This window comes from Sphingopyxis indica (genome assembly GCF_900188185.1).
Taxonomy (GTDB): Bacteria; Pseudomonadota; Alphaproteobacteria; order Sphingomonadales; family Sphingomonadaceae; genus Sphingopyxis; species Sphingopyxis indica.
The window spans coordinates 1-20938 of record NZ_FZPA01000017.1 but is presented as its reverse complement, the minus strand read 5'-3'; the positions used below and the strand labels follow the sequence as shown (position 1 = coordinate 20938).

At 56.6% G+C, this 20938-nt stretch carries 22 protein-coding genes and 2 pseudogenes; 14 read left to right on the top strand and 10 right to left on the bottom strand.

The window, feature by feature from the left end:
• Position 1 precedes the first annotated feature (1 nt).
• Positions 2 to 289, bottom strand: a complete 288-nt coding sequence (traL, locus tag CHB69_RS17330; RefSeq protein ID WP_006834208.1) for a type IV conjugative transfer system protein TraL — start codon at positions 287 to 289, stop codon at positions 2 to 4.
• Between the two features lie 34 nt (positions 290 to 323).
• Positions 324 to 656 (bottom strand): hypothetical protein, encoded by a 333-nt coding sequence (locus CHB69_RS17325; RefSeq protein WP_089217185.1) that lies wholly within the window; start codon positions 654 to 656, stop codon positions 324 to 326.
• Positions 657 to 1023: 367 nt separating this feature from the next.
• Here CHB69_RS17325 and CHB69_RS17320 point away from each other — a divergent pair, with 367 nt between their 5' ends.
• Together CHB69_RS17320 and CHB69_RS17315 are read left to right on the top strand one after the other, a co-directional pair.
• Positions 1024 to 1515, top strand: a complete 492-nt coding sequence (locus CHB69_RS17320; RefSeq protein ID WP_063511185.1) for a hypothetical protein — start codon at positions 1024 to 1026, stop codon at positions 1513 to 1515.
• Positions 1508 to 1723 (top strand): helix-turn-helix transcriptional regulator, encoded by a 216-nt coding sequence (locus CHB69_RS17315; protein WP_063511184.1) that lies wholly within the window; start codon positions 1508 to 1510, stop codon positions 1721 to 1723. Before CHB69_RS17320 ends, CHB69_RS17315 begins: the two co-directional genes overlap by 8 nt.
• A gap of 834 nt (positions 1724 to 2557) precedes the next feature.
• On the opposite strand, the pseudogene CHB69_RS17305 reads toward CHB69_RS17315, so the two are convergent.
• Positions 2558 to 3633: pseudogene (locus CHB69_RS17305) on the bottom strand (IS3 family transposase); the annotation flags it as partial.
• Between the two features lie 413 nt (positions 3634 to 4046).
• Entirely contained in the window at positions 4047 to 4583 is a 537-nt protein-coding gene (locus CHB69_RS17295; RefSeq protein ID WP_082737143.1) for a Mov34/MPN/PAD-1 family protein, read from the bottom strand.
• A gap of 62 nt (positions 4584 to 4645) precedes the next feature.
• Between CHB69_RS17295 and CHB69_RS20695 the strand changes: the two are divergent.
• The 3 genes and pseudogenes from CHB69_RS20695 to CHB69_RS17285 form a co-directional block, all read left to right on the top strand.
• Positions 4646 to 4945, top strand: a pseudogene (locus CHB69_RS20695) (AMP-binding protein); the annotation flags it as partial.
• Positions 4946 to 5017: 72 nt separating this feature from the next.
• On the top strand, positions 5018 to 5404 hold the full coding sequence (locus CHB69_RS20690) for an AMP-binding enzyme (protein ID WP_342746787.1): 387 nt from the start codon (positions 5018 to 5020) through the stop codon (positions 5402 to 5404).
• 202 nt (positions 5405 to 5606) lie between these two features.
• Positions 5607 to 6679, top strand: a protein-coding gene (locus CHB69_RS17285; protein ID WP_089217183.1) for an IS3 family transposase whose coding sequence is annotated in 2 segments (ribosomal slippage) — positions 5607 to 5766 and positions 5766 to 6679 — 1074 coding nt in all. Because the reading frame shifts where the segments join, the coding sequence is not laid out codon by codon here.
• A 155-nt stretch (positions 6680 to 6834) separates the two neighbouring features.
• Here CHB69_RS17285 and CHB69_RS17280 read toward each other — a convergent pair.
• Together CHB69_RS17280 and CHB69_RS17275 are read right to left on the bottom strand one after the other, a co-directional pair.
• Complete coding sequence (locus CHB69_RS17280; protein WP_082737144.1) at positions 6835 to 7248, bottom strand: hotdog fold thioesterase; 414 nt, start codon at positions 7246 to 7248, stop codon at positions 6835 to 6837.
• A complete protein-coding gene (locus CHB69_RS17275) occupies positions 7245 to 8132 on the bottom strand; it encodes an alpha/beta fold hydrolase (RefSeq protein WP_067182333.1) in 888 nt (295 codons plus the stop codon). Before CHB69_RS17275 ends, CHB69_RS17280 begins: the two co-directional genes overlap by 4 nt.
• Before the next feature lie 76 nt (positions 8133 to 8208).
• Here CHB69_RS17275 and CHB69_RS17270 point away from each other — a divergent pair, with 76 nt between their 5' ends.
• From CHB69_RS17270 to CHB69_RS17255, 4 genes are all read left to right on the top strand, one after another.
• Positions 8209 to 8685 (top strand): MarR family winged helix-turn-helix transcriptional regulator, encoded by a 477-nt coding sequence (locus CHB69_RS17270; RefSeq protein WP_067182336.1) that lies wholly within the window; start codon positions 8209 to 8211, stop codon positions 8683 to 8685.
• A 228-nt stretch (positions 8686 to 8913) separates the two neighbouring features.
• Entirely contained in the window at positions 8914 to 9480 is a 567-nt protein-coding gene (locus CHB69_RS17265; RefSeq protein ID WP_067182339.1) for a MarR family winged helix-turn-helix transcriptional regulator, read from the top strand.
• Complete coding sequence (locus CHB69_RS17260) at positions 9477 to 11063, top strand: ABC1 kinase family protein (protein ID WP_067182342.1); 1587 nt, start codon at positions 9477 to 9479, stop codon at positions 11061 to 11063. The genes CHB69_RS17265 and CHB69_RS17260 overlap by 4 nt, the downstream gene beginning before the upstream one ends.
• Before the next feature lie 77 nt (positions 11064 to 11140).
• Positions 11141 to 11911, top strand: coding sequence for an NUDIX hydrolase (locus CHB69_RS17255; RefSeq protein ID WP_067182344.1), 771 nt, complete (start codon positions 11141 to 11143; stop codon positions 11909 to 11911).
• A 338-nt stretch (positions 11912 to 12249) separates the two neighbouring features.
• Here the strand turns inward: CHB69_RS17255 and CHB69_RS17250 are convergent, their stop codons facing one another.
• On the bottom strand, positions 12250 to 12501 hold the full coding sequence (locus CHB69_RS17250; protein WP_067182347.1) for a hypothetical protein: 252 nt from the start codon (positions 12499 to 12501) through the stop codon (positions 12250 to 12252).
• A 371-nt stretch (positions 12502 to 12872) separates the two neighbouring features.
• Between CHB69_RS17250 and CHB69_RS17245 the strand changes: the two genes are divergently transcribed.
• The 5 genes from CHB69_RS17245 (at position 12873) to CHB69_RS17225 (ending at position 17145) form a co-directional block, all read left to right on the top strand.
• Positions 12873 to 13946 carry an NADPH:quinone oxidoreductase family protein gene (locus CHB69_RS17245; RefSeq protein WP_067182350.1) on the top strand — a complete coding sequence of 358 codons (1074 nt, stop codon included), beginning with the start codon at positions 12873 to 12875 and terminating at the stop codon, positions 13944 to 13946.
• A 123-nt stretch (positions 13947 to 14069) separates the two neighbouring features.
• Positions 14070 to 14354 (top strand): hypothetical protein, encoded by a 285-nt coding sequence (locus tag CHB69_RS17240; protein ID WP_067182352.1) that lies wholly within the window; start codon positions 14070 to 14072, stop codon positions 14352 to 14354.
• Positions 14355 to 14411: 57 nt separating this feature from the next.
• Positions 14412 to 15230: a DODA-type extradiol aromatic ring-opening family dioxygenase gene (locus CHB69_RS17235; RefSeq protein ID WP_067182354.1), complete on the top strand. Its 819-nt coding sequence runs from the start codon at positions 14412 to 14414 to the stop codon at positions 15228 to 15230.
• A gap of 31 nt (positions 15231 to 15261) precedes the next feature.
• On the top strand, positions 15262 to 16581 hold the full coding sequence (locus tag CHB69_RS17230) for an aromatic ring-hydroxylating dioxygenase subunit alpha (RefSeq protein ID WP_067182357.1): 1320 nt from the start codon (positions 15262 to 15264) through the stop codon (positions 16579 to 16581).
• A gap of 18 nt (positions 16582 to 16599) precedes the next feature.
• Positions 16600 to 17145 (top strand): 3-phenylpropionate/cinnamic acid dioxygenase subunit beta, encoded by a 546-nt coding sequence (locus CHB69_RS17225; protein ID WP_082737145.1) that lies wholly within the window; start codon positions 16600 to 16602, stop codon positions 17143 to 17145.
• Between the two features lie 547 nt (positions 17146 to 17692).
• Here CHB69_RS17225 and dmpG read toward each other — a convergent pair.
• The 3 genes from dmpG to CHB69_RS17210 all read right to left on the bottom strand — a co-directional run bounded on the left by dmpG (position 17693) and on the right by CHB69_RS17210 (position 20520).
• Positions 17693 to 18733 carry a 4-hydroxy-2-oxovalerate aldolase gene (gene dmpG, locus CHB69_RS17220; protein WP_067186976.1) on the bottom strand — a complete coding sequence of 347 codons (1041 nt, stop codon included), beginning with the start codon at positions 18731 to 18733 and terminating at the stop codon, positions 17693 to 17695.
• On the bottom strand, positions 18733 to 19650 hold the full coding sequence (locus CHB69_RS17215; RefSeq protein ID WP_067182363.1) for an acetaldehyde dehydrogenase (acetylating): 918 nt from the start codon (positions 19648 to 19650) through the stop codon (positions 18733 to 18735). The genes dmpG and CHB69_RS17215 overlap by 1 nt, the downstream gene beginning before the upstream one ends.
• Before the next feature lie 78 nt (positions 19651 to 19728).
• Positions 19729 to 20520 carry a fumarylacetoacetate hydrolase family protein gene (locus CHB69_RS17210; protein WP_067186977.1) on the bottom strand — a complete coding sequence of 264 codons (792 nt, stop codon included), beginning with the start codon at positions 20518 to 20520 and terminating at the stop codon, positions 19729 to 19731.
• Positions 20521 to 20938: the final 418 nt, after the last annotated feature.

The following is a 20938-nucleotide window of genomic DNA, read 5'->3' as shown; positions in this document are numbered from 1 at the left end:
CTCAGCCCGCCAACAGGCGGCAGTGGGAGGGCGGCGTGGCTTTTAGACCGAGAAAGCTCCCGGGAAGGTACCAGTACGCAGCATGCACCAGTGCCGAACCGGCGCCGCGTGCCTTTGCCTTCCGCAAGGCAAGCCAGGCCCCGGCGGCCAGGCCGATACCGATGAAGATATGCTGCGAGAGAATGCCCCAGGCGAAGGGAATGAGAATCCCTGCAAACTCGTCGATGGTCCAGAAGCCGATGAGCTCCGGGTCGTCGAGCCGCCGTGGAACGAGGTACCTGTCAGCCATGATGCCGCCCTCCTGTCGTGACTGGATCCGCTGATCAGATGACCGCGGTCACGACCGAGGTGACGATCGGAACGCCGGTACCGACACCGATCCCGACGCCGACCGGCACCGCGACCTGGCCGAGTGAGAAGCGCCCGGAGGCGAGACCGATCAGACCGCCCGCGAGGCTGAGTACGGTGATGATCTTGCCGCCCGAGCCTTCGAGGAAGTCGGTGAACTTGGTGAGCGCGGGATCGAAGGTGGTGTCGGCACCGGCGAAGGCGGCACCGGCGCAGGCCAGCGCCACGCAGGCAGGAAGAATGTAGTCGCGGCCCCGTGCACGGTTGGGCGTGCGCTGCAGAGCCGGAAGGGCAGTCTTGGTGGTCATGGATGGAAACTCCGAGGGATTGAACATCAGCCAACGATGCGTTCGCTGTATGTTCTTTCCTCTCCCCGGAGCCGGGCTGTAGGAAATCGGGAACTGGATTTTGGGGCTGCTGCCCAAGCAAAAAGCGACATCTGGAGGTGCGCAGGCTGGGATTCGCGCAGGTTGATCGCGGATCAGCGCCAACTGTGCCGAGTTTGGCGAGGAGCGTGCCGCCATATGCGCGAACACGACCGGAATTCGCGCGAATCAACGAAGGAAGCCGATTCGGTGGTTCCTCTATGTTCTCTAATTGTTCTTTTCGTTTTCCTACAGGCTTCCTTCGCGGTTAGCCGGTGGTTCGATCACCTCCAGAGATAAGGATTCGTCGATGACCAACATGGCGCTCTTTGCCGAACAACAGGTTCGCGCCGACCTTGCCCGGCTGCTTTTGGCAGCCGTCGAAGCCAGCGGCCGTGCACGCTGCGACATCGCGCGCGACGCGCAGATCCATAAGGATGCCCTGCGCCGCGTCCTTGCCGGTGAACGCTCGGCTAGCCTCGGCGAAGCCTTGCGCGTTCTCGCCGCGTGCGGCGTCGCTCCTCATGCCCACCTGCTGCTGTTCCTCGTCAGCAGCGGCGATCACGCGATTGCCTGGCTGCAATCGGACCTCGCGCAGTTCTTCGAGGACTTTTCTGGCGAACTGCCTTCAGCGCTCGAACGAGTCCTAGGCAACCAGGTTCATGAGGTGAAGCCGCGTTGGGCCAAGGGCACGGCACACCGTGTCGCCCGCCTGCTTTCCGATCACATCGATGAGCTCGAACGTAAGGACGCGCTGCTTGGCGATGTCTTCGCCGGTGCCGAAAGAGGCCATCGTGGGTGAAGAGATCGACAAAGGAGCGACGGAGTCTCGCCGGGTGACGCGGCTTATTCGCTTGCCCGAAGTGCAGCACCGCGTCGGGCTTGGCCGTTCGACGATCTACCGTTGGATGAGCGAGGGCAAGTTTCCCAAACCCGTACAGCTCGGAGGCTATTCCGTGGCATGGTCGGAAAGAGAAGTCGAAGCCTGGATTTCGGACCGCCTGAAGTGACCGCTTATTGGTCTGGAGCTGACTGGTTGGAGGCGGACGTGCCATCGACAGGGGCAGTCAAAGGCATCCTTTGCGCGGTCGCCGGATCGAAGCAGTCGGCCCGATACCCTCGAGTATTGGGAGCGCTCGTCGCTGCAAGAACCGAGCTGCTTTCGGAAGCCACCGGCGCCTATTAAGGAACATACAATATTGAGTAGGTCGAGCCGATCATGACAAAGTGCATCGAACAAGATTTCCCGTGTCAAAATCAAGAGTACGATGCGTTCGATCAAATAGCGCTCTTAGAACTAAGCCAGCCAATTTCTGCCCATGAGTTGGTGAACGAGAGCGCATTTTGTGCGGAACTGCCGGTCGACGACGAACTCCGTATTGGGAACATAACGTACAAGCTCTATCTTAAATTCCTCCGTGGTCAGACAGGCCTCTATCACCTGTGGGTAGACTATGACGCCTGCGACGACCATGGCAATTACACGATGTTATGCGTGTATGTCGGGAAAGGGTTTGCTGAGCTTCGCGTTGATAGCCACGTCAGAAAAAAATGGTCGAAGAATGCCCAGCTATACGTGACATTCACCAGCATGGAGAATCGTCTCTCTAAGTACTACGAGCAATTGTTTCTCGATGTGTACGATTTCGAATTAAACAACATTGAGAATCCTGGCGCAGAATATCTGTTTGCGGTTTGGGATGAGGAACGCCATCACTTGGAAACGCACTTGAATGAGGTTTCCAATCTGAGCAAAATTCAAAGTTTCGACGACTGGTAAGAAGTCGTAATCCGACCGGCCTCAGGTCGAACGAACTCCAGTCTACAGCCCACGCTGTTACCGGTGGTGCGCCGCGCACATGGCTCATCTGGTTCGCCTCGATGTATTCCGCCAGTTCTCCGGCGATGTAGCTCGGGCCATTGTCGCTGAGCAGGCGCGGCCTGTGTAGCACATTGGCATGATCGCAGCCTGAAGCGACCAGCGCCATGTCGAGCGTGTCAGTCACATCCTCGGCACACATAGTGGTGCAGAGCTTCCAGGCAATGATGTAGCGCGAGTAATCGTCGAGCACGGTGGATAGGTAGACCCAACCCCAACCGATGATCTTGAAGTAGGTAAAATCGGTCTGCCACATCTCATTTGGACGTGTGGTCCTTGTATGGAACGCCTCTGCCGCTTTGATAACCGTGTAGGCCGGGCTGCTGATCAGGTCATGGGCCTTCAAGAGCCGGTAAACCGTAGCTTCGGACACGAAGTAACGCTTCTCGTCGGTGAAGCGGACGGCCAACTCACGCGGTGACAGCTCGGTCTGCTCGAGCACCATCTCGACGATCTGGTCCTGCAGCTCGGGCACAATACGGTTCCACACCCGGCTTGGCGTGGATGGCCTGTCTGCCAGCGCCTCCGGCCCGCCTTCGAGGAAGCGATTCTACCAGCGGTAGAAGGTCCGCCGTGCCACGCTAAGCTGGTCCAGCGTGCGTTTGGCCGGGAGATGCGACTGCTCCACGATCCTGATGATCTCCAGCTTCTCTGATGCGGGATACCTCATGCGTCGTCGTCCCCATCCGCGATGATGCTTTTTTTGAGCAGCCGGCTCTCCAAAGTGAGATCGGCCACGCACTCCTTCAGATCGCGGGCCTCACGGCGCAGATCCTTCACCTCTTCTGTGGTCGCGGTACGTGCCGTATCGCCAGCGAGCCTGCGCTTGCTAGCCTCCATGAACCCCTTGGACTAGGTTTAATACAGGCTCTGCGCAATCTCTTCGCGGCGACATAGCTCGGCAATGGAGTCATCGCCGCGCAGGCCATCGAGCACGATGCGGATTTTGTCCTCGACCGAAAAGTGTCGGCGGGTCTTGCGGCGGATATCCTTGATCACCAGCTCGGCAGTCGATTTTGCATTGGAGGATCTTGGCTTCATCTTCGTTCCTTCGTCACTACGACGAAGCCCAAATCCTCCTTACTTCACAACCTCAAATCTGTGCCATAGGCGCTAACGGGGGGCACACTGAATCAGCGACTTAGCCTTACTGCAAGCAGAGCTTTTCAACAGAATAGGGCCGGTAGCGGACTGGCTTCTATTGGCAAGCCCGACACGGAATGCTGCCGTTTCATCCCAGATTCTGTTGCCAGCTCTAAACCTTAGGAAAGAGATTCATCTTTCGTCGTTGCGCACTTCCGTTTGTGCGGGAGTTACTACTGTTAGGCTCAGGATCTCGGGTTGTTGTGATCGTTTGGTTTCAATTGCGGCTCGCGGGTTGCCCTACCAATGCTCGTGCACGAATCGGATGTTCGCAGAAGCAGGGCAAAGTGTGGTTGCGCTCGCCTGTTAGGTTAAGGCAACTCGACGGTTGGCCCATAAGCCTCGTTCCCTGTTTCGCGCAGCTGACGCTTGATAGCAGCCGGGGTGCGGTAAAAAGTGCCAAGCGCATCTTTCTCGACTTGCCGGAGCAAGACCTTGCCCCGATCACCCCAACACTGAAGGTAGAAGGCGGTTTCTCGACCGTCGCAGATAGGGAAAATCATCTCTGCTTTGCGCTGTCTAACGATGTCATACCAATTGCGTATATCGATGGATGAAGGCGAAAGAGAAAATTCGGGATGGCTGTGCCATTCGCCAATCCAGTCCATCTTTCCGCCGGATTTACGCCACCGCCTTAGTGCAGCTATTCTGTGTCCCTTAGGTGAGCGCTGGAAGCGCGTCGAACTTTGTCGATCCCATGGCAATGGTCGGGTGATCTCAGTCACATGAAGGTAAAGACCCTTGCGCAGCCCTAGTACCAGCCCCCCAGCTTCTAACGGGCGATGCTGCCGCGTACATTTTAGCATTTTCTCTGCCGCTGCATGATCGACAAGAATGCCCTCGATCATGATCGATCCCTCGACAGGCATGATGGGCACGTTTTGTGAGCTGAAGGAGACGTTTTGGCTCTCTAAAGCGTGTGGTAATCGGCGGATCGGCTGTACCAGCCAACATGATCAAACGTTTCCAGTCCAAAGGCGTTGAGGTGCGCCAAGCCTGGGGAATGACAGAGACCAGCCCTTTGGGCCTTTCCGCAGCGCTAAAGCCCCATCAACTCGCCTTACCGGAGGCGGATCGTTTGGCGTTGCAATGCAAGCAAGGGCGTCCACAGTTCGGGATGGAATTTCGCGTTGCCGACAAAGACGGACATGAGGTAACACACGATGGCAAAAGCATCGGCTCCTTGCTCGTTCGCGGTCCGTGGGTAGCCGCGCAATATTTCAACGCCGAGGACGCAGATACTCACGAGCAGCACCCAGGCTGGTTCGATACCGGCGATGTCGTGACCATTGACAAAGATAGCTTCATACAGATTGTGGATCGCAACAAGGATTTGATAAAGTCTGGGGGTGAGTGGATATCATCCATCGAGCTCGAAAACATCGCTCAAGATCATCCCGCGATCAAAGAGGCTGCCATCGTCGCTGTGCCGGATAGCCGCTGGGACGAACGCCCGGCCCTGGTGGTGGTCCTGAAGCCTGGCGCGACTTTCAGCTACGATGACATGAGGGCCCAATACGAAGGCAAGACTTCCAAATGGCACGTACCTGACCACCTGGTTGTCGTTGATAAGTTGCCGCACACTGCCACCGGCAAAATCTCGAAGAAAGATATTCGGCATACCCTTATTACGAGCCTTGGAAAGGTCAAAAACGATGTCGGATCGTGAAGGAACTCGGCGACCGACTCATCCTACGTGACCAATAGCCCTAGATTTGTGGACGCTTTCTTCCCTAGTTTTGAGGACAGAAGGCGAGGATGGGACGGTCAAATACTAATGACGAGTTAAAGCGCGGCGCGGAGCGCTGACGTGACCCCTGATTTTCCTCCATTCTCGATTAGCGTCCGGCCCTGATGGAAGGACGGACGAGATGAAGAGAACGAGGTTTTCAGAAGACCAGATTATCGGCGGGCTGGAGGTGTCCGAGGCTCGACGCCTGCGAGCGCTCGAGAGCGAGAACGCGAAGCTCAAGCGGTTGCTGGCCGATTCGATGCTCGACCAGGCAGCGCTGAAGGATCTCCTGGCAAAAGGGTTCTGACGCCCGCCGCGAAGCGGGAAGCTGTGGCTCATCTCCAGACCTGTCACGGGATGAGCGAACGGCGGGCGTGCCGAGTCATAGATGCCGATCGCAAGAGCGTGCGTTACCGTTCCACGCAGGACGATGATGCCCAGCTCCGTGAGAAGCTGCGCGAGCTGGCCAACCAGCGTCGGCGGTTCGGTTATCGCCGCCTGCATATCCTGCTACGCCGGGAGGGCGTGATGATCAATCGCAAGAAGACCCAGCGGCTCTATCAGGAGGAAGGGCTGGCTGTCAGCCGACGGCGCAGTCGTCGGCGGGCTGTCGGGACCAGAGCGCCTGCTCCGGTGCTTGCCCTGCCGAACCAGCGCTGGAGCCTCGACTTCGTGCACGATCAGATGGCGTCAGGAAGACGGTTCCGCGTGCTCAACGTGGTCGTTGACGTGACCAGGGAGTGCCTGGCAGCGGTGCCGGACACGTCGATCTCTGGTCGCCGCGTCGTTCGCGAGCTGACCGCGCTGATCGAACGGCGTGGGAAGCCCGGCATGATCGTCAGCGACAACGGCACGGAGCTCACCAGCAATGCCGTGCTGGCATGGTGCGAGGAGATTGGCGTGGAGTGGCATTACATCGCTCCGGGCAGACCGATGCAGAACGGCTACGTGGAGAGCTTCAACGGCCGCATGCGCGACGAACTGCTGAACGAGACCCTGTTCATCAGCCTGGCCCATGCCCGCGTCGAGATCGCCGTATGGGTGGAAGACTACAACCGAGAGAGACCGCCCTCATCCCTTGGCTACGCGACACCGGCGGCGTTCGCCGCCGAACTAGATAAGCAATGGCCTGCTTCGCCACGCCCTACGGGCTCCGCTGCGCAGCCCATTGCTTCAACCTCGCTCATACGCAACAACGCGGCTCGGCTCTAATCCCAGCTGGGGGAAAATCAGGGGGTCACGTCACTCATTGGAAGGCGGCTATCGTGACGCAAATCGCTCTGAAAGTCGTGGGACTATTTTGCAGGTCTTCGAGGAACAGACCTGCTAATTTTCGCCCTGCAGTTAGTTCCATTAGGATAACGCTGCTAGCATACGTAGGCACCGCGGCCGCTAGCCAAAAGGTTGCCAGTAGGACCGTATACACGTGTTTCAGCGACCGAGATAGTTTTACCGATCTTGATTATTTTGCCCGATGCTACGAGTGGTCCCGAGGTTGCCGGGCGGTGGTAGTCGACCCTCAGATCGGCGGTCGCCTTGGCCCCTGTACCTTGCGACAATAAGGTGTAGAGCCCGGTTAAATCGATCAGAGAGGCGAGCACGCCGCCATGCGCTGAACCGATTGCCGGGTTTGACACGATCTCGTCGCGCCAAGGCATCTCCAGTTCAAGCTGCTCGCTCGAACATGACCGTAAAGTGAGGCCAAGCCACCGGTGAAACGGGGCAATCTGCAGGATCTCTTCGAGGCGCTTAGGATCGATCCTTGTCGGATTATCGGTCATGTAACGGCTCCCTGCGCACTGTGATTACGCTTGAGAAAATCGAGTATCACTGCCGAAAAGGCATCGTTGGCATCGCCAACCACCATATGTGTTGCCTCTGCGATGTCGGTGTATTCAGCGTGTGGAGCAAGTTCGAGCAATTGCGCGACCGCGTCTTCGGAGACCAGATCGCTCGATCCGCCGCGAATAATATGCAATGGCAGCGAAAGCCTGCTGGCTGCATCGTTCAGCGCATCAAATTGGCGTTCCTGATGAGCCGGATCGCTTCGCTTGGCTAGCGTAATGTTGCGGATAAAGGCCGGATCCCAATGCCAGTAGTAGCGGCCGTCTTCCTTCTCTCGCAGATAGCGCCGTAAACCCTTGCCGGCTCCGCGCTTGCGGCGATGTGGCATGTAACGCGCGATGACCTCTGCCGCTTCGTCGGGTGAAGAGAAACCGGTCTCCACGTGCTCCTCCATAAAGCCGACTACGCGCATAACGCCCCCCGTTTCCATACGCGGCGCGATGTCGACGAGAGTGAGCGACGCGAAGCGGCCCGGCGCAAGGTGTCCTTCGGCGATCAGTCCGGCCAGCCCGCCAAGGGAGGCCCCGACGAGCGCTGGCTTGCGGTCTATTTTTGAAGCAATCGCAACGAGATCTGAAGCGAAGTCGCGCGTTTCGTAAGCGCCCTCGGCAGACCATTCGCTGTCGCCGTGACCGCGCATATCAATTGCGATCGCACGGAATCCCGCATTGGCGAGATCGGCTGTGACACGTTTCCATGCGTGACGGGTCTGGCCGCCCCCATGCGCGAGCAAGACCGGTAAAGCATCGGCATTTCCGGTCGCTTCGGCTGCTATGGAGATGCCACCATCTCCCCCGATATGGAAAGTTTGCGACTGCATACCGCAACCTCTATATTGTAAATCGGTTTACAGTAAACGGCTTTATTTCCTGATCGGTTATGGTAGGTTGCCCAGGATGGCGGCCACGACGGACTATGACCCGGATACAAAGGGGGCAAGTTTCCTCACCGATACCGATCGGCTGTTCTTTCTTATGGAGGAAGTGACCCGGCGTTTGCGCAGGACCGTCGATTCTTCGGTTGAACAATTCGGGCTCACGCGGACGCAATGGCGTGCATTGGCTTATCTCTTTCGGAGCCCAGGCATGACCCAGACAGAGCTGGCTCGGGAACTGGAACTAGAGCGCGCTAGCATCGGCCGGACTATTGATCGCCTGGAAGAACTTGAGCTGGTAGAAAGACGCAGCGCGAAGAACGACAGGCGCGTTTGGCGGGTTCATTTACGCCCTGCCGCGATCGAGCTACTTCCCAAGATGCGAGTAGAAGCTGATGCGGTGCATGCTCGCTTGCTCGGGGGGATCCGTTTTGGGGAACTGGAACGCTTACGCGGATCGCTGGCCAAGATGCATGACAATCTGGGCAGCGAGCCATAATCACTCGAAATCGAGCCCGCGCCCCGCATTCGCACCCCACGTTGCCCTTCAGGGGGGACTTATGCTCAGATGAGGGACGCCGAGCGCATGCGATCATAAGATCCCGGCAGTCGTGGCAGGCGAGGTGGCCGGAGCCCTCGCACTTACCCAGCGCCGTTCGGTACCTTATCAGCTCGAGCGACCCTCGGATTCAATTTCTGCTGTAGCGTGAAATCAGCGAGTGTTTGCATGGCGGCACTGCTAGCGAATATGGTCGACGCTGAGCTTGAACACGCCAGGCTTGCGCGAGCCTTCCAAGATAGCGCGATGGATAAGCATATGTCGAAAGATGAGATACGTGATTACGCCCCCAACGAAAAGGATGACATTCTATATTTGCTAGAAGAGGTGAACAGGACCGCTCGGCGGACGTTCGACGCTCTGATCGTGGGGCTCGACCTCAATCAAACACAATGGCGGATCATCGCGTCCTTGTTGAGGGAACCTACGCTAACACAGACCGAGATTTCTCGCCTGCTTGAGCTTGAATCGGCGACGATAGGACAGGCTGTCGCAGTTTTGGTTGAAAAAGGTTTGATCGAGCGAGAGCGGGCGGCGCACGATCGAAGAGTTTGGAACCTCCACCTCACCGAGCAAGTAAGAACCATCTGGCCAGAACTGCGCGAAGCGGCTGATCGACTCCACGAAATTCTCTGGAAGGAAATGTCTGCGCCTGAAATCGACCTCCTGCGTACGATGCTTCGAAAAGTTGCGGAGAATCAGAAGCAGGCTGACACTTGCGAAGAAAGCCGATGAAGCATGATCTGGAAAACAGTGTCGGTGAACTGACGCGGCTAGCAGAACTCGGTCAGATTTTCGCCCGGCACGGTCTGAAAAATCTCGGAAGCTTATTTGGCGTTATGCCGGTTTCGGAGAAGGAGCCAGATACCGAGGACTTGCGTCCTGCATCGGTGGTGGCGCTGTTGCGCGATGTCGGCCCTGTCGGAATAAAGCTTGGCCAGCTCCTGGCGACCAGAAGCGATCTGTTTACACAACCCTGGATTTCCGCGTTCGGCACTCTCCACGACCAGGTGGAACCGCTGCCGTTCGATAAGATCGAACCGGTGATTGTATCGGCTTGGGGCAGCGACTGGGAATGTGAATTCGCCGCTTTCGAGAGAAACCCGATCGCCTCAGCCTCTATCGCGCAGACTTATGTCGCAACCCTGCTGGACGGAAGCGAGACTATCGTGAAAGTCCGCCGACCCGGCATGGCGCCCAGGATCGAGGCGGACATGAGGCTGTTGACACGGCTCGCGGGCCTCGCCGAGCGTCGGTCAAGCGACATTGCCCGCTATCGACCCGTGCAGTTCCTCCAGACATTCGCCAAGAATTTAGCGCGGGAGATGGACCTGGCGGCAGAAGCACGCGCTTGTGAACGGATTGGCGGTTATCTGGAGATGCTTGGGGTGAAGACCCCCGCGATCCACTGGCAACTTACAGGCATGACGATCAATGTGCAGGAAGCCCTGGTCGGAAAGCCTGCGTCGCGGCCCCCGGCAACTGGTCAGGGAGATAATGCCCGGTTCGCGAAGCGCTATGCCGATGCGGTGCTACGGATGATCCTTCTCAACGGAGAGTTTCATGGCGACCCGCATCCCGGCAACGTCTTCTGGATGGAAGGGAACCAGGTAGGCTTCATCGATTTCGGCTCGGTCGGCTTTCTCAGCGGCGCGCGGCGTCAGGAAATCGTCCGCCTGATTTTTGCTATCGCGAACGATCAGATAGACAAGGTGGCCGATCTGCTGCTTGACTGGGCAGGCAATCCACTCGTGGACCGCGCGCAATTGGCGATGGATCTGGATGAGCTGATCGAGGAATTTCGCGGCACAGCTCTTGCGGGGATTGAATTCTCGGCAATCTTCGATCGGGTTTTCGGATTGTTGCGCGAGTATCGCCTCGTATTGCCGCCCGACCTCGCTATTTTGCTGCGCACCCTGCTGACCGCAGAAGGCTTCGTTCGCTCTTTGGCGCCGGACTACAATATCGCCGAAGAAACGAAGCCGATCGTGATGCAATTGTTTGCCGAGCGATTTTCGATCGGAGCCGCGCGGGATCATTTGGCCAAGGTCCGCAGTGGGCTGCTTGATTTCTCGGCATCGCTGCCCGAGCTAATCGAGAACGTTGCCTCGGTCGCTCGATCAGGTACGATTCAGGTGTCCATCGACCCAGCCAGCCTGAACCATCTGACGCGGGAAGAGGACCGCAGCACCCCCGTCAAGGGTCCGGTGGTCGCCGCATTGATCGTCTCTGCCGCATTGCTGGCCGACCAATCGTTGTTACTGGCAGGCATTGTTCTGGCTTTCGCGGGAATAGCACTCATTCCTAGATGGAACTGATAAGACCATACGCGTTGAACGCTTAGATCACGGCCGCCCGGCACCGATATTGGCTACATCAAGGGAGAAGAGTGGAAATGACCGAACAGAAACCAGCCGAGGCGGTGCCTGCCGCCACCATGCTGCTGGTGCGGGATGAACCGGAGTTTCAGGTTCTCATGGTGAAGCGACATCATCAGATAGACTTCGCATCTGGCGCACTGGTCTTCCCCGGCGGGAAACCCCACTCCGATGATTCTCTGGAGGAATGGGCCGCTTACTGCGACGGGCGGGATCAGGTCGATACGACCCAGAGAATTTTAAAGATCGCTGCGATCCGCGAAGCTTACGAGGAGGCTGGCATTTTGCTGGCGGTCAACCGCGATGGCAGCCCTTTCGAAGGGGCCTGTGACCCGGACAGCCGCCGGGCAGTCGAACAGGGGGAAAGATCGTTCCTCGATGTCGTCCGGGAGTCCGATGTGATCTTGCGGCTCGATAGCCTCACCGATTTTGCCCGGTGGATTACCCCGGTCTTCATGAAGAAGCGGTTCGACACCTGGTTCTACGTCGCTCGAGCCCCGGAACGCCAAATTGCCGCGTGCGATGGCTATGAGACGGTAGATGCCGAATGGCTGTCACCAAATCGTGCTCTGGAGATGGGGCAATCGGGCGAGCGCACGGTCATTTTCCCGACCCGACTGAACCTGGAACTGTTGTCCAAGGCGAACAGTGCTACGGACTGCGTAGATCGCGCGCAGGCGCGCACGATCGTGCCTGTCCTGCCGTGGGTCTTGCAGCGAGATGGCAAGAATATCCTGACCATCCCGGAGGATGCAGGCTACGGCCCGGCAAGCGAGGTTATAGGATGAATAACGCCGAGACGATCGATCGTCTCGGCAAGAGGGGACCGGCTACCATCGTTTTGTAGCCCCGTCGCAAACCGTGTCACCTAGCTATGCGCCTGGCTTATTAGGGTTTATTGCTGTCTTGCAGGATGTTCGTTCGAAAATATTCCGGTCGGAACTCAGGAATCGCCTTTCAGTCTCTGTCCTGTTATCGCAATGAAACAGCGAGCGTTGGGCCAGATAGGTCTAGCAGCAGCATCATTAGACCTAAGAGAAGCCGAGCAAACAAGCTCCAAGGACCGAGATGAACCAGAACATCCACGAAATTAAAGTGACGCTGATCTACTGCGACTACCGGCATGTTAGCTGATCTGCACTCTTCTAATTGGCCCGATTTCTATTTTTGAATTGGTTAAGAGAGTGACGGAATGGTGAGGAAGCACCATCTGAAAGAAAACATCGCTAAGCTGCGAGTAGTGGAGATTGTTCGGGTGCAGGGCGGAACGATCGCGGATCTGTGCCGCGGGATCGGTGTCGGCGAGCCGAGCCAATATCGCTAGCGCAAGGGGAATGCCAGCCTCAAAATGGATCAGGCGCAGCTTCCGAAAGAGCATGCAAAGGAATCCCCCGGTTGCAGCGCGCGGCGTCAGAACTCACGCTATACAATCTGCTCCTTCTGGGAGGTGCAAGGTAATCATCTCAGTCTCTCGCTTCGACGATGGCGCATCGGACAGATCCGGCGAATGATACCTGTATAAGCGAATGACTACTGCTTGACCTTGATACAGCACCGCCGGGTCTCACAGCTCGTTTCACTATCGGCCTTGTTCCAGGGAAGGCGTGACACCGCCACGGCTGCCATCCCGTTCCGCCACGTTCCACCAGCGGACCGTATTGGTGCCAGAAGCAGACTTGTAGAAACAATCGGTGCGGACCACTCAGTGCGGCCGGTTTTTAGGCCAGAGGGGAAAAGGCTCGGAAATTCATGCGAGCCATTGCTTTTATGCCCCAATTGCAGTCTTGCCGCAATCTCCATACCTATGCGAATGGTAATTTGCGGACACGGGAGTTTGAGTTGGAAACCATGAAGGCTTGGATCGTCAGGAAATATGGCAATCCGGAGGAGATGGTCTTAGGACAAACTGCCATGCCGAAGCTGGGGGAAGGGCAAGAGAATCGGGCGGACACTCTGGTCAAGATTGACGCTGCAGGTCTGAATTTTGCGGACGAAATCGCGATTGCAGGAAAATATCAGGATCGGATAAAACCGCCGTTTGTGCCAGGCAACGAGTTGGCGGGAACGGTCGTCGAGGCAATCCCGGGTTCTCGATTCTCTCCCGGTGACAAGGTCGCATGTCAGGTCCGCAGTGGTGCCTTTGCACAATATTGTGGCGTCGCTTCTGACCGTCTGATGGCGATAGGAGACTTACCAGCCTCGGTGGCCGCCGCGCTTCCGGTTTCCTACACCACTGCCCATGTCGCCCTTTTCGAAAAGGGTAATCTCAAGAAGGGAGATACGGTCCTAATCCATGCGGCGGCAGGCGGATTGGGCATCGCTGCCACTCAGCTTGCAAAAGCAGCGGGAGCTCGCATCGTTGCCACGGCAGGCGACGAAGACAAGCGGCGAATCGCTAAAGAGAATGGGGCTGATCATGTGATCGATTATCGTCAATCTGACTGGTCCGAGCGAGTAAGAGCTCTGGCACCAGATGGGGTCGATATCGTCATGGATCCGGTCGGCGGCGAAACTTCGGAACAGAGTCTGCGTCTTCTGGCATGGGAGGGCAGGCTGTTAGTATGCGGCTTTGCCGGTGGGACGGTTCAGGCGCTCAAGGCGAACTACATGCTGGTTAAGTCCGCCAGTGTGCACGGTGTATACTGGAGCTTCGACCGCTCGCCGGAAGCGATTCGCACCATACAGCAGAAGCTGGTTAATCAATGTGCCAGAGGCGAAATTCGCCCCCTAATTCGGGATGTGTATCAAATGGATGAACTCGTTTCAGCAATGGAGTCGCTGCGCTCTCGCGGAACGGTAGGTAAAGTCGTGATTGCCATGTAGCAGCAAACGGTCTGATTGGGCCGGCTCAGCGACCTCGAAGGCAAAACCATACTCTTGCGTATTGACTTTTCGACCCGAAGATCCGATTGAACGATATCTGAGGTGCCGGAAGGGACGTGACAGATGAGTTTTGGAGCCGTCGAGCAACTGTTTTACGACGTGAGTACCAAACGGAATTCCCGCGCAGCGTTTCGCGAGGATGCCACAGCTTTCGCAGAGAAGTACGCCCTCAGCGAGCTAGAACGCGACATGGTCTTGTCCATGAATGCCGAGGGACTCTTCGAGTACGGCATTAACCCGATGCTTCTGATGGGCTTCTGGACAAGCGTAAACGGACCGCAATCGATGCCGGATTATCTGTCCCGCGTTCCGACGCTGACGTCACAGCTCGAGACGGTAAGCGAATGAAGTGAGAGGCCGGCGGCAGCGAAGCGCTTACCCGTCTATCTTTAGGAGAGTTTCAAGATGGCCGAAATAGTCGGCGGCTTCATCATGCCGCATGATCCATTGTTGTTTGTGAACCCAAAGAAGAAAGAGCGCGACCACCTGATTGGCGCTTATTCGGAAATTCGCGACAAAGTAAGCAAGTCCGGCGCGACGAAGGCGATCATCTTCGGCGCGGACCATTATATTCTCTTCGGCCCTCGCTGTCTGCCACAGTTTCTTATCCCGACAGGCGAGCTTCATGGTCCCATTGACCGGTTGCCCGGTGTTGGAGATTCACCGATCGCCAGCGATCCGGGTTTCGCAGAGTATTTGGTCGGCCATGCCCATCAAAGCGGCTTCGACGTGTCTGTGGCGCGCGACTTGGGGGTGGATCATGCAATCGGGGTGCCCGCCCAGCTTGCCCTTCCGGCCGACGGGTCGGTCAAGACGGTTCCCGTTTATATGGCGAGTGGCGTAGCGCCGTATGTTCGTCTCCAAAGGGCATATGATTTCGGACGAATGATTGGCGATGCCATTGCGAAAATGCCCGTAGACGAATCCGTAGTGTTGATCGGCAGCGGAGGGATCAGCCACTGGGTGGGCACCGGAGAAATGGGGCGCATCAATTCCGAGTTTGATCGGAAGGTCCTCGACTGCATCGTTTCCGGCGATGCGACCCCTCTCCTTTCAATGACAGACGAGGAAATAATGCGCGAAGGCGGCAACGGTGGAATGGAGATTCGTCATTTTCTTGCAGTGATGGGTGCTCTGCCGGCGGGCCGAGGCGAAGTGCTCGCTTACGAAGCCTGGGATGGCGGCGTTACCGGCCTCGGCTTTGCGGAGATACTGCCCGCCTGAACGGGTCGGGTTCGAATAGCTGGAGAATGACATGACTGAATCGCTCTTGAAGCCGGATAGTAATGCAAAATTGGCTGCGGGCATCGAGGAACTCGTCGACGCCGAAGCGGGAAATATTGACCGCCGGATCTTCTGGGACGAATCTATCTACAACCTGGAGCTTGAACGGATTTTTGCGCGATGCTGGATTTTTGTCGCGCATGACACGCAATTGCCCAATGTTGGCGATTTTCTAACGACGACAATCGGTGAAGATGCGGTCATCGTGTCGCGTGGCGAAGACGGCAAGATCCACACCTTTCTCAACTCCTGTACGCATCGAGGTAATCGCGTGTGCTTTGCAGAGGCGGGCAACTCCCGGCGGTTCACATGCAATTTTCATGGCTGGTCCTACGGTCTCGACGGTAGCTTGAAGAATGTCAGTCGCCCGCAGTCCTATAGTGGAAAATCGAACCTCGATAAGTCCAAGCTTGGCCTGCACAAGGCGCGTGTCGAAAGCTATAAGGGGATGCATTTCGCCTGCTTCGACCCGGAGGCCCCGTCGCTTGAGGAATATCTAGGCGAATTTCGCTGGTATCTAGATGTGATCCTCGACAATGACGAAGGTGGTATCGAGTTTATCGATGGCAACATCAAATCTCGGCTCAAATGCAATTGGAAATTCCCGGCAGAGAACTTCGTGGGCGACTCGTATCACGCTCCCTGGACGCATAGCTCAGCCTTGATCGCAATGTTCGGAAAACAGCCGACCATGCGACCTGACCGTTCTTATCATGCCAATGCGAACGGCCACGGCTGGGAGTTTGGACTGGATTTCATTGGGAACGCGGCAACGCTCAATTCACCGCCGATTATCGACTATCTGCGTGAGCAGGAGGCGAAATTTGCCGAACGTCTGGGGAAGGTTCGCAGCAGGATGGTAGGCGCTCTAAGCTCCGCTAACGTCTTTCCCAATCTTTCCTTCCTGGCAGGTCACAACACTTTTCGGACATGGAACCCCAAGGGTCCAAGGAGCACGGAACTTCACACCTGGGTGTTCCTGAACGCAAATGCCCCGGAAGAACTCAAGGAAGAATATCGCCGCGGGGTAATGTTAACCTTTTCTCCGGCGGGTGTGTTCGAAATGGATGACGGCGAGAACTTCGAGAATTGCACGGCGGTCAATGTAGGCGTGGTGACCCGGCAGCAACAGCTTCACTTCGGGATGGGCCTCGATTCGAAAATCGAACACGAGGAACTGCGCGGCAATGTTTATCAAAGCCAGATCAATGAAGCGAACCAACGGGCCTTCTACCAGCGCTGGGCAGATCTGATGGGTGCAGAAACCTGGGCCGACGTTCCTGTCCGTTAGAAATATTCAGAGGTAAATGTGAAGACTCTCGAACAAACCACCCGGCGCGATCACTGCTCTGTGTCAGCCGAGTTACTTTTGGAGATACAGCAGTTTCTGTATCGAGAAGCCCGTTTGCTCGATAACGAGCAATATGATGAATGGCTAGAATTGCTGACGGACGATATCCATTATTGGGTACCAGGAGTGCAGGCCCGCTATCGAAAGGATGAGGCGAAGTTCAGTTCCGAACGAATGGCCTATTTCGACGACGGCCTCGAATATCTCAAGATCCGCGTGGCACGCGCCAAGCAGCCGTCGGCATGGGCCGAAGATCCACCCACCAGGCATTTTCACCTGATCGGCAATATCGAGGTCTTACCTACTGAAGATTCTAACGAGTGGACGGTCCATTCTGTGATCCTCAACCATCGTCATCGGACTGAAGACGATGAAATGGAACTAAAAGCCAGACGCGTCGATACAATCAGGCGGAACTCAGAAGGTCTGCTCCAACTGGCGCGCAGGAAGGTCATCTTGCAGGAAACTGTCTTGCAAGCAAAGAACATCAATACGTTCCTTTGATTGTGTGAAGGCCCTTCTGCTTGCCCGCAACTGGGCCGAATCTGTTGCATAGGCCTGGCGGCGTAGGTTGCCCGAAAGTACTCTTGCCGCTGTTGCTGACGGCCTCTTGGCGGCTGCCACCGTGCGGGAAAAGTGGCTCGGAACGATGTAGAGAAGCAGGTGTCGTTTCTGGCACCGCAGCTGATCGGAACACCCCACGGCCTTGACAATTCCGCAATGTCAGGATCGGCAGCGCAAGATAGTGTGGATTGCTTCGCTATGGCCGGTCTGCCCTTTCGGGAGAGAAAACGAGACTTGGTTTCAATGAGGTGACAGTCGATATAGCGCCGATAATCAGGGAGTTCGCGATTTTGGCGGGTCGGAGCCTTTGCCAAATGGTCGGCAGGATACGACCCCAGGCAGAGTTCTTAGCAAAGCCTGCGGTGATGAGGTTGTCCGCTCCCTGTCGCGTGGGTCCGAGGACTTCTCGTCCAATTTGGCCTCCCGACAAGGAGCGACAGCAACGCCTTTCGTAACTTCGTTCTGTTTTGAAGTGCTTGAATCGCCGTCAAACCAGATCGCGTTCCTTGGCCATCGAGAGCGCGGTGTCTTCGATCATGTCCTCCTGACCCCCGATCATTTTCTTGCGAGCCAATTCCATCAAGATATCACGTGCAGACAAGCCGTACTTACGTTCGGCTTCTTTGGCCTGATACAGGAAGGTTGAGTAGACCCCTGCAAAACCGAGCGTTATGGAATCCCTGTCCGCACGGGGCGGCTGAGGCATGATCGGCAAAACCCGATCCTCTGCTACGTCCATCAGCTTAAACAGATCCACCCCGGTTTCGATGCCCAATCGCTCTCCGACGGCAGCCATCAGTTCGAGGGGTGTATTGCCAGCGCCAGCACCCAATCCGGCAGCCGAACCGTCGATGCGGTCCGCGCCCGCGGCTACAGCAGCCAGCGAATTGGCGACTCCCATCCCGAGATTGTGATGAGCGTGAAATCCGATCTCGGTTTCGTCCTGCAAAGCTGTGCGAAGGATGGTGATGCGATCGGTAACTTCATCAGGCAGCATGTAACCTGCCGAATCAACACAGTAGATTGTTGTTGCTCCATACCCTTCCATCAACAGCGCCTGCTCAACCAGGTGCTCGGGCGGCGTCATATGCGCCATCATGAGAAAGCCGACTGTATCAAGCCCAAGTTCCCGTCCCAGGCCAATGTGCTGTTCGGTAACGTCGGCTTCGGTGCAATGCGAGGCGACATGAACACATCCTGCCCCGCAATCGGCGGCCATCCGCAACTCATCCAGAGTGCCAATGCCCGGAACATGGAGTACCGAGATAGTCGCCTTTTTCACTACCTTGGCCACTGCCGAGATATATTCGCTATCCGAATGGAGTCCGCGACCGTAATTCAGGGATGATCCTCCCAACCCGTCACCGTGAGTGACCTGGATCAACGGCACCCCTGCGTCATCAAGCCCGGAAGCGATATCGACCATCTGATCCAGCGTGATCTGATGCCGCATGGAATGCATGCCGTCGCGCAGACACATATCATGCAGCTTGAGCTTTTTACCCCTAACCTGTTCTTCGAGTGTCATCATGCGTTCTCCTTCAATGGTGAGAGTTCAAGTCGGCCATCAAGGATGTCTTGTGCAAACATTTCGGCCGTGCGCGCTGCAGCGGCAGTCATGATGTCCAGATTTCCTGCATATTTGGGGAGAAAATCGCCAAGTCCCTGCACTTCCAGAAAGATCGAGACTTTGCGCCCCTCGAAAATTGGCCCGTTCTTCAATTGGTAGCCGGGGACATATTGTTGCACAGCAGAAATCATCTCGTGCACGGATGCGGTGATCGCTTCCTGATCCGGCTCGTCGACTGTTTCGCAATAGACGGTGTCACGCATCATCAGCGGAGGCTCGGCCGGATTGACGACCACGATAGCCTTGCCTTGCGCTGCACCTCCCACTTTCGCGACTGCCGCAGAAGTGGTGCGCGTGAACTCGTCGATATTCTTCCGAGTACCCACTCCGATCGACTTCGACGCGACCGTTGCGATTATCTCGGCGTAATCCACGCTTTGAACATTGCTGATGGCGGCGACCATCGGAATCGTGGCCTGACCCGCGCATGTGACCATGTTGACGTTCATTGCCTTACGGCCTGCCAGATCCTTGAGATTCACCGGGGGAACGCAAAGCGGGCCAAGGGCGGCGGGCGTCAGGTCGATCATAAGAATGCCCAGCTCGTTCAGCTTGCGGCTGTTTTCGGCGTGGACATAGGCCGAAGTCGCATCAAACGCGATGCTCACTCCATCCTCGATCGCGTGAGGCACCAGCCCGTCAACCCCTTCAGCAGTGGTCTTGAGGCCCAGTTCCTTCGCGCGGGCCAGACCTTCGGATCCGGCCTCAATACCCACCATCCAAACGGGTTCGAGAACTTCGGAACGAAGCAGTTTGTAAAGCAGATCGGTGCCGATATTCCCCGGCCCGATTATTGCGCATTTAATTTTGTCCATCCGAGCATCCTTACTTTGTCACTAGAGTGCGCCGAGGTCTGTCACCTCGCTGCTATCCTTGCCGAAGCACGCGATTGGCTAAGAAAAAATCATGCGACAGGACCCAAGCCCGTCGCTGAGGTTAAGTTGCAGCGTGTCACCGCTGGATATGTCGATCATCGGACCAAGTGCTCCGGAAAGGATTATTTCGCCCGCCCTGAACGGCATTCCAAGCTCGCCAAGCGTATTGGCCAGCCAGGCGACAGAGTTAAGAGGGGAACCCTGAACAGCGGCGCCGATCCCGCTCGCAACCTCGACTCCATTACACTCGATTGTCATGGCCACTTTTGCCAGATCGATCTCACGGGGATCGACCCGCTCGGTCCCTATCGCGAATATTCCGCACGAGGCGTTATCCGCGACTGTATCCTGAATTCTGATATCCCAGTCTTGAATGCGGCTATCGACGATCTCGAAACAGGCAGTGACATATTCGGTCGCCTCCAGTACATCGGCGGCGGTCACGCCAGGCCCGTTGAGATCATGTTGCAGGATGAACGCAATTTCGCCTTCTGCCTTGGGTTGGATGAGTGATTTGTGATCTACCGTAGCGCAATCGGGAACCAGCATTCGATCGGTCAATTGTCCGAAATCAGGCTCGAACACCCCGATCATTTCCTGCACCACTTTGGAAGTAACGCCGATCTTTTTGCCGATGATCTTTTCGCCAGCTTCCAGACGGCGCGCGACCATTCGTTCCTGGACGCGATAGGCGTCGACAATATCTATCTCCGGATGGCGATCCCGCAGATTGGAAACCGTTCGGCCCTTGATCAGTGCGCCGTAGAGTTCATCACCCAGGGAAGATATTATTGAACTTTCGAGTGGCATTGCCTTAAATTCTCCCAAACGTGCGCATCGAAACGCCCTTGTATCTTTTGCCGATCTCGTCTCCTGGCCACCATCGAGCAATTCACCGCCCGTCCAATCTGAGCAGTCAGCGAATCCGGCACGGTTCGAAAACGGCGTCTTCAATCTATGTTTGTGTCTGTGCGCTATCGTTTGGCACCCTGCCAAGCTTGACCGGCGGCAATTGAGGCCTAGAGCCTCACTCTGTGAGAGGAGCGACAAGATGAACGATGCATCCAGCACATCGGTTGTCGAGCGAATACTCGACCTGATCGGTTGCCTTTCGTCGGCGCCCAAGACGGTAAGAGCCTGATCCGAAATTAAGTTGAGTGGTGTCAGCGGGTTAGCTTGACGCGCGCCCAAGTCGTTGATTCAGCGGTTTTGCAACGAACCAAAGGAA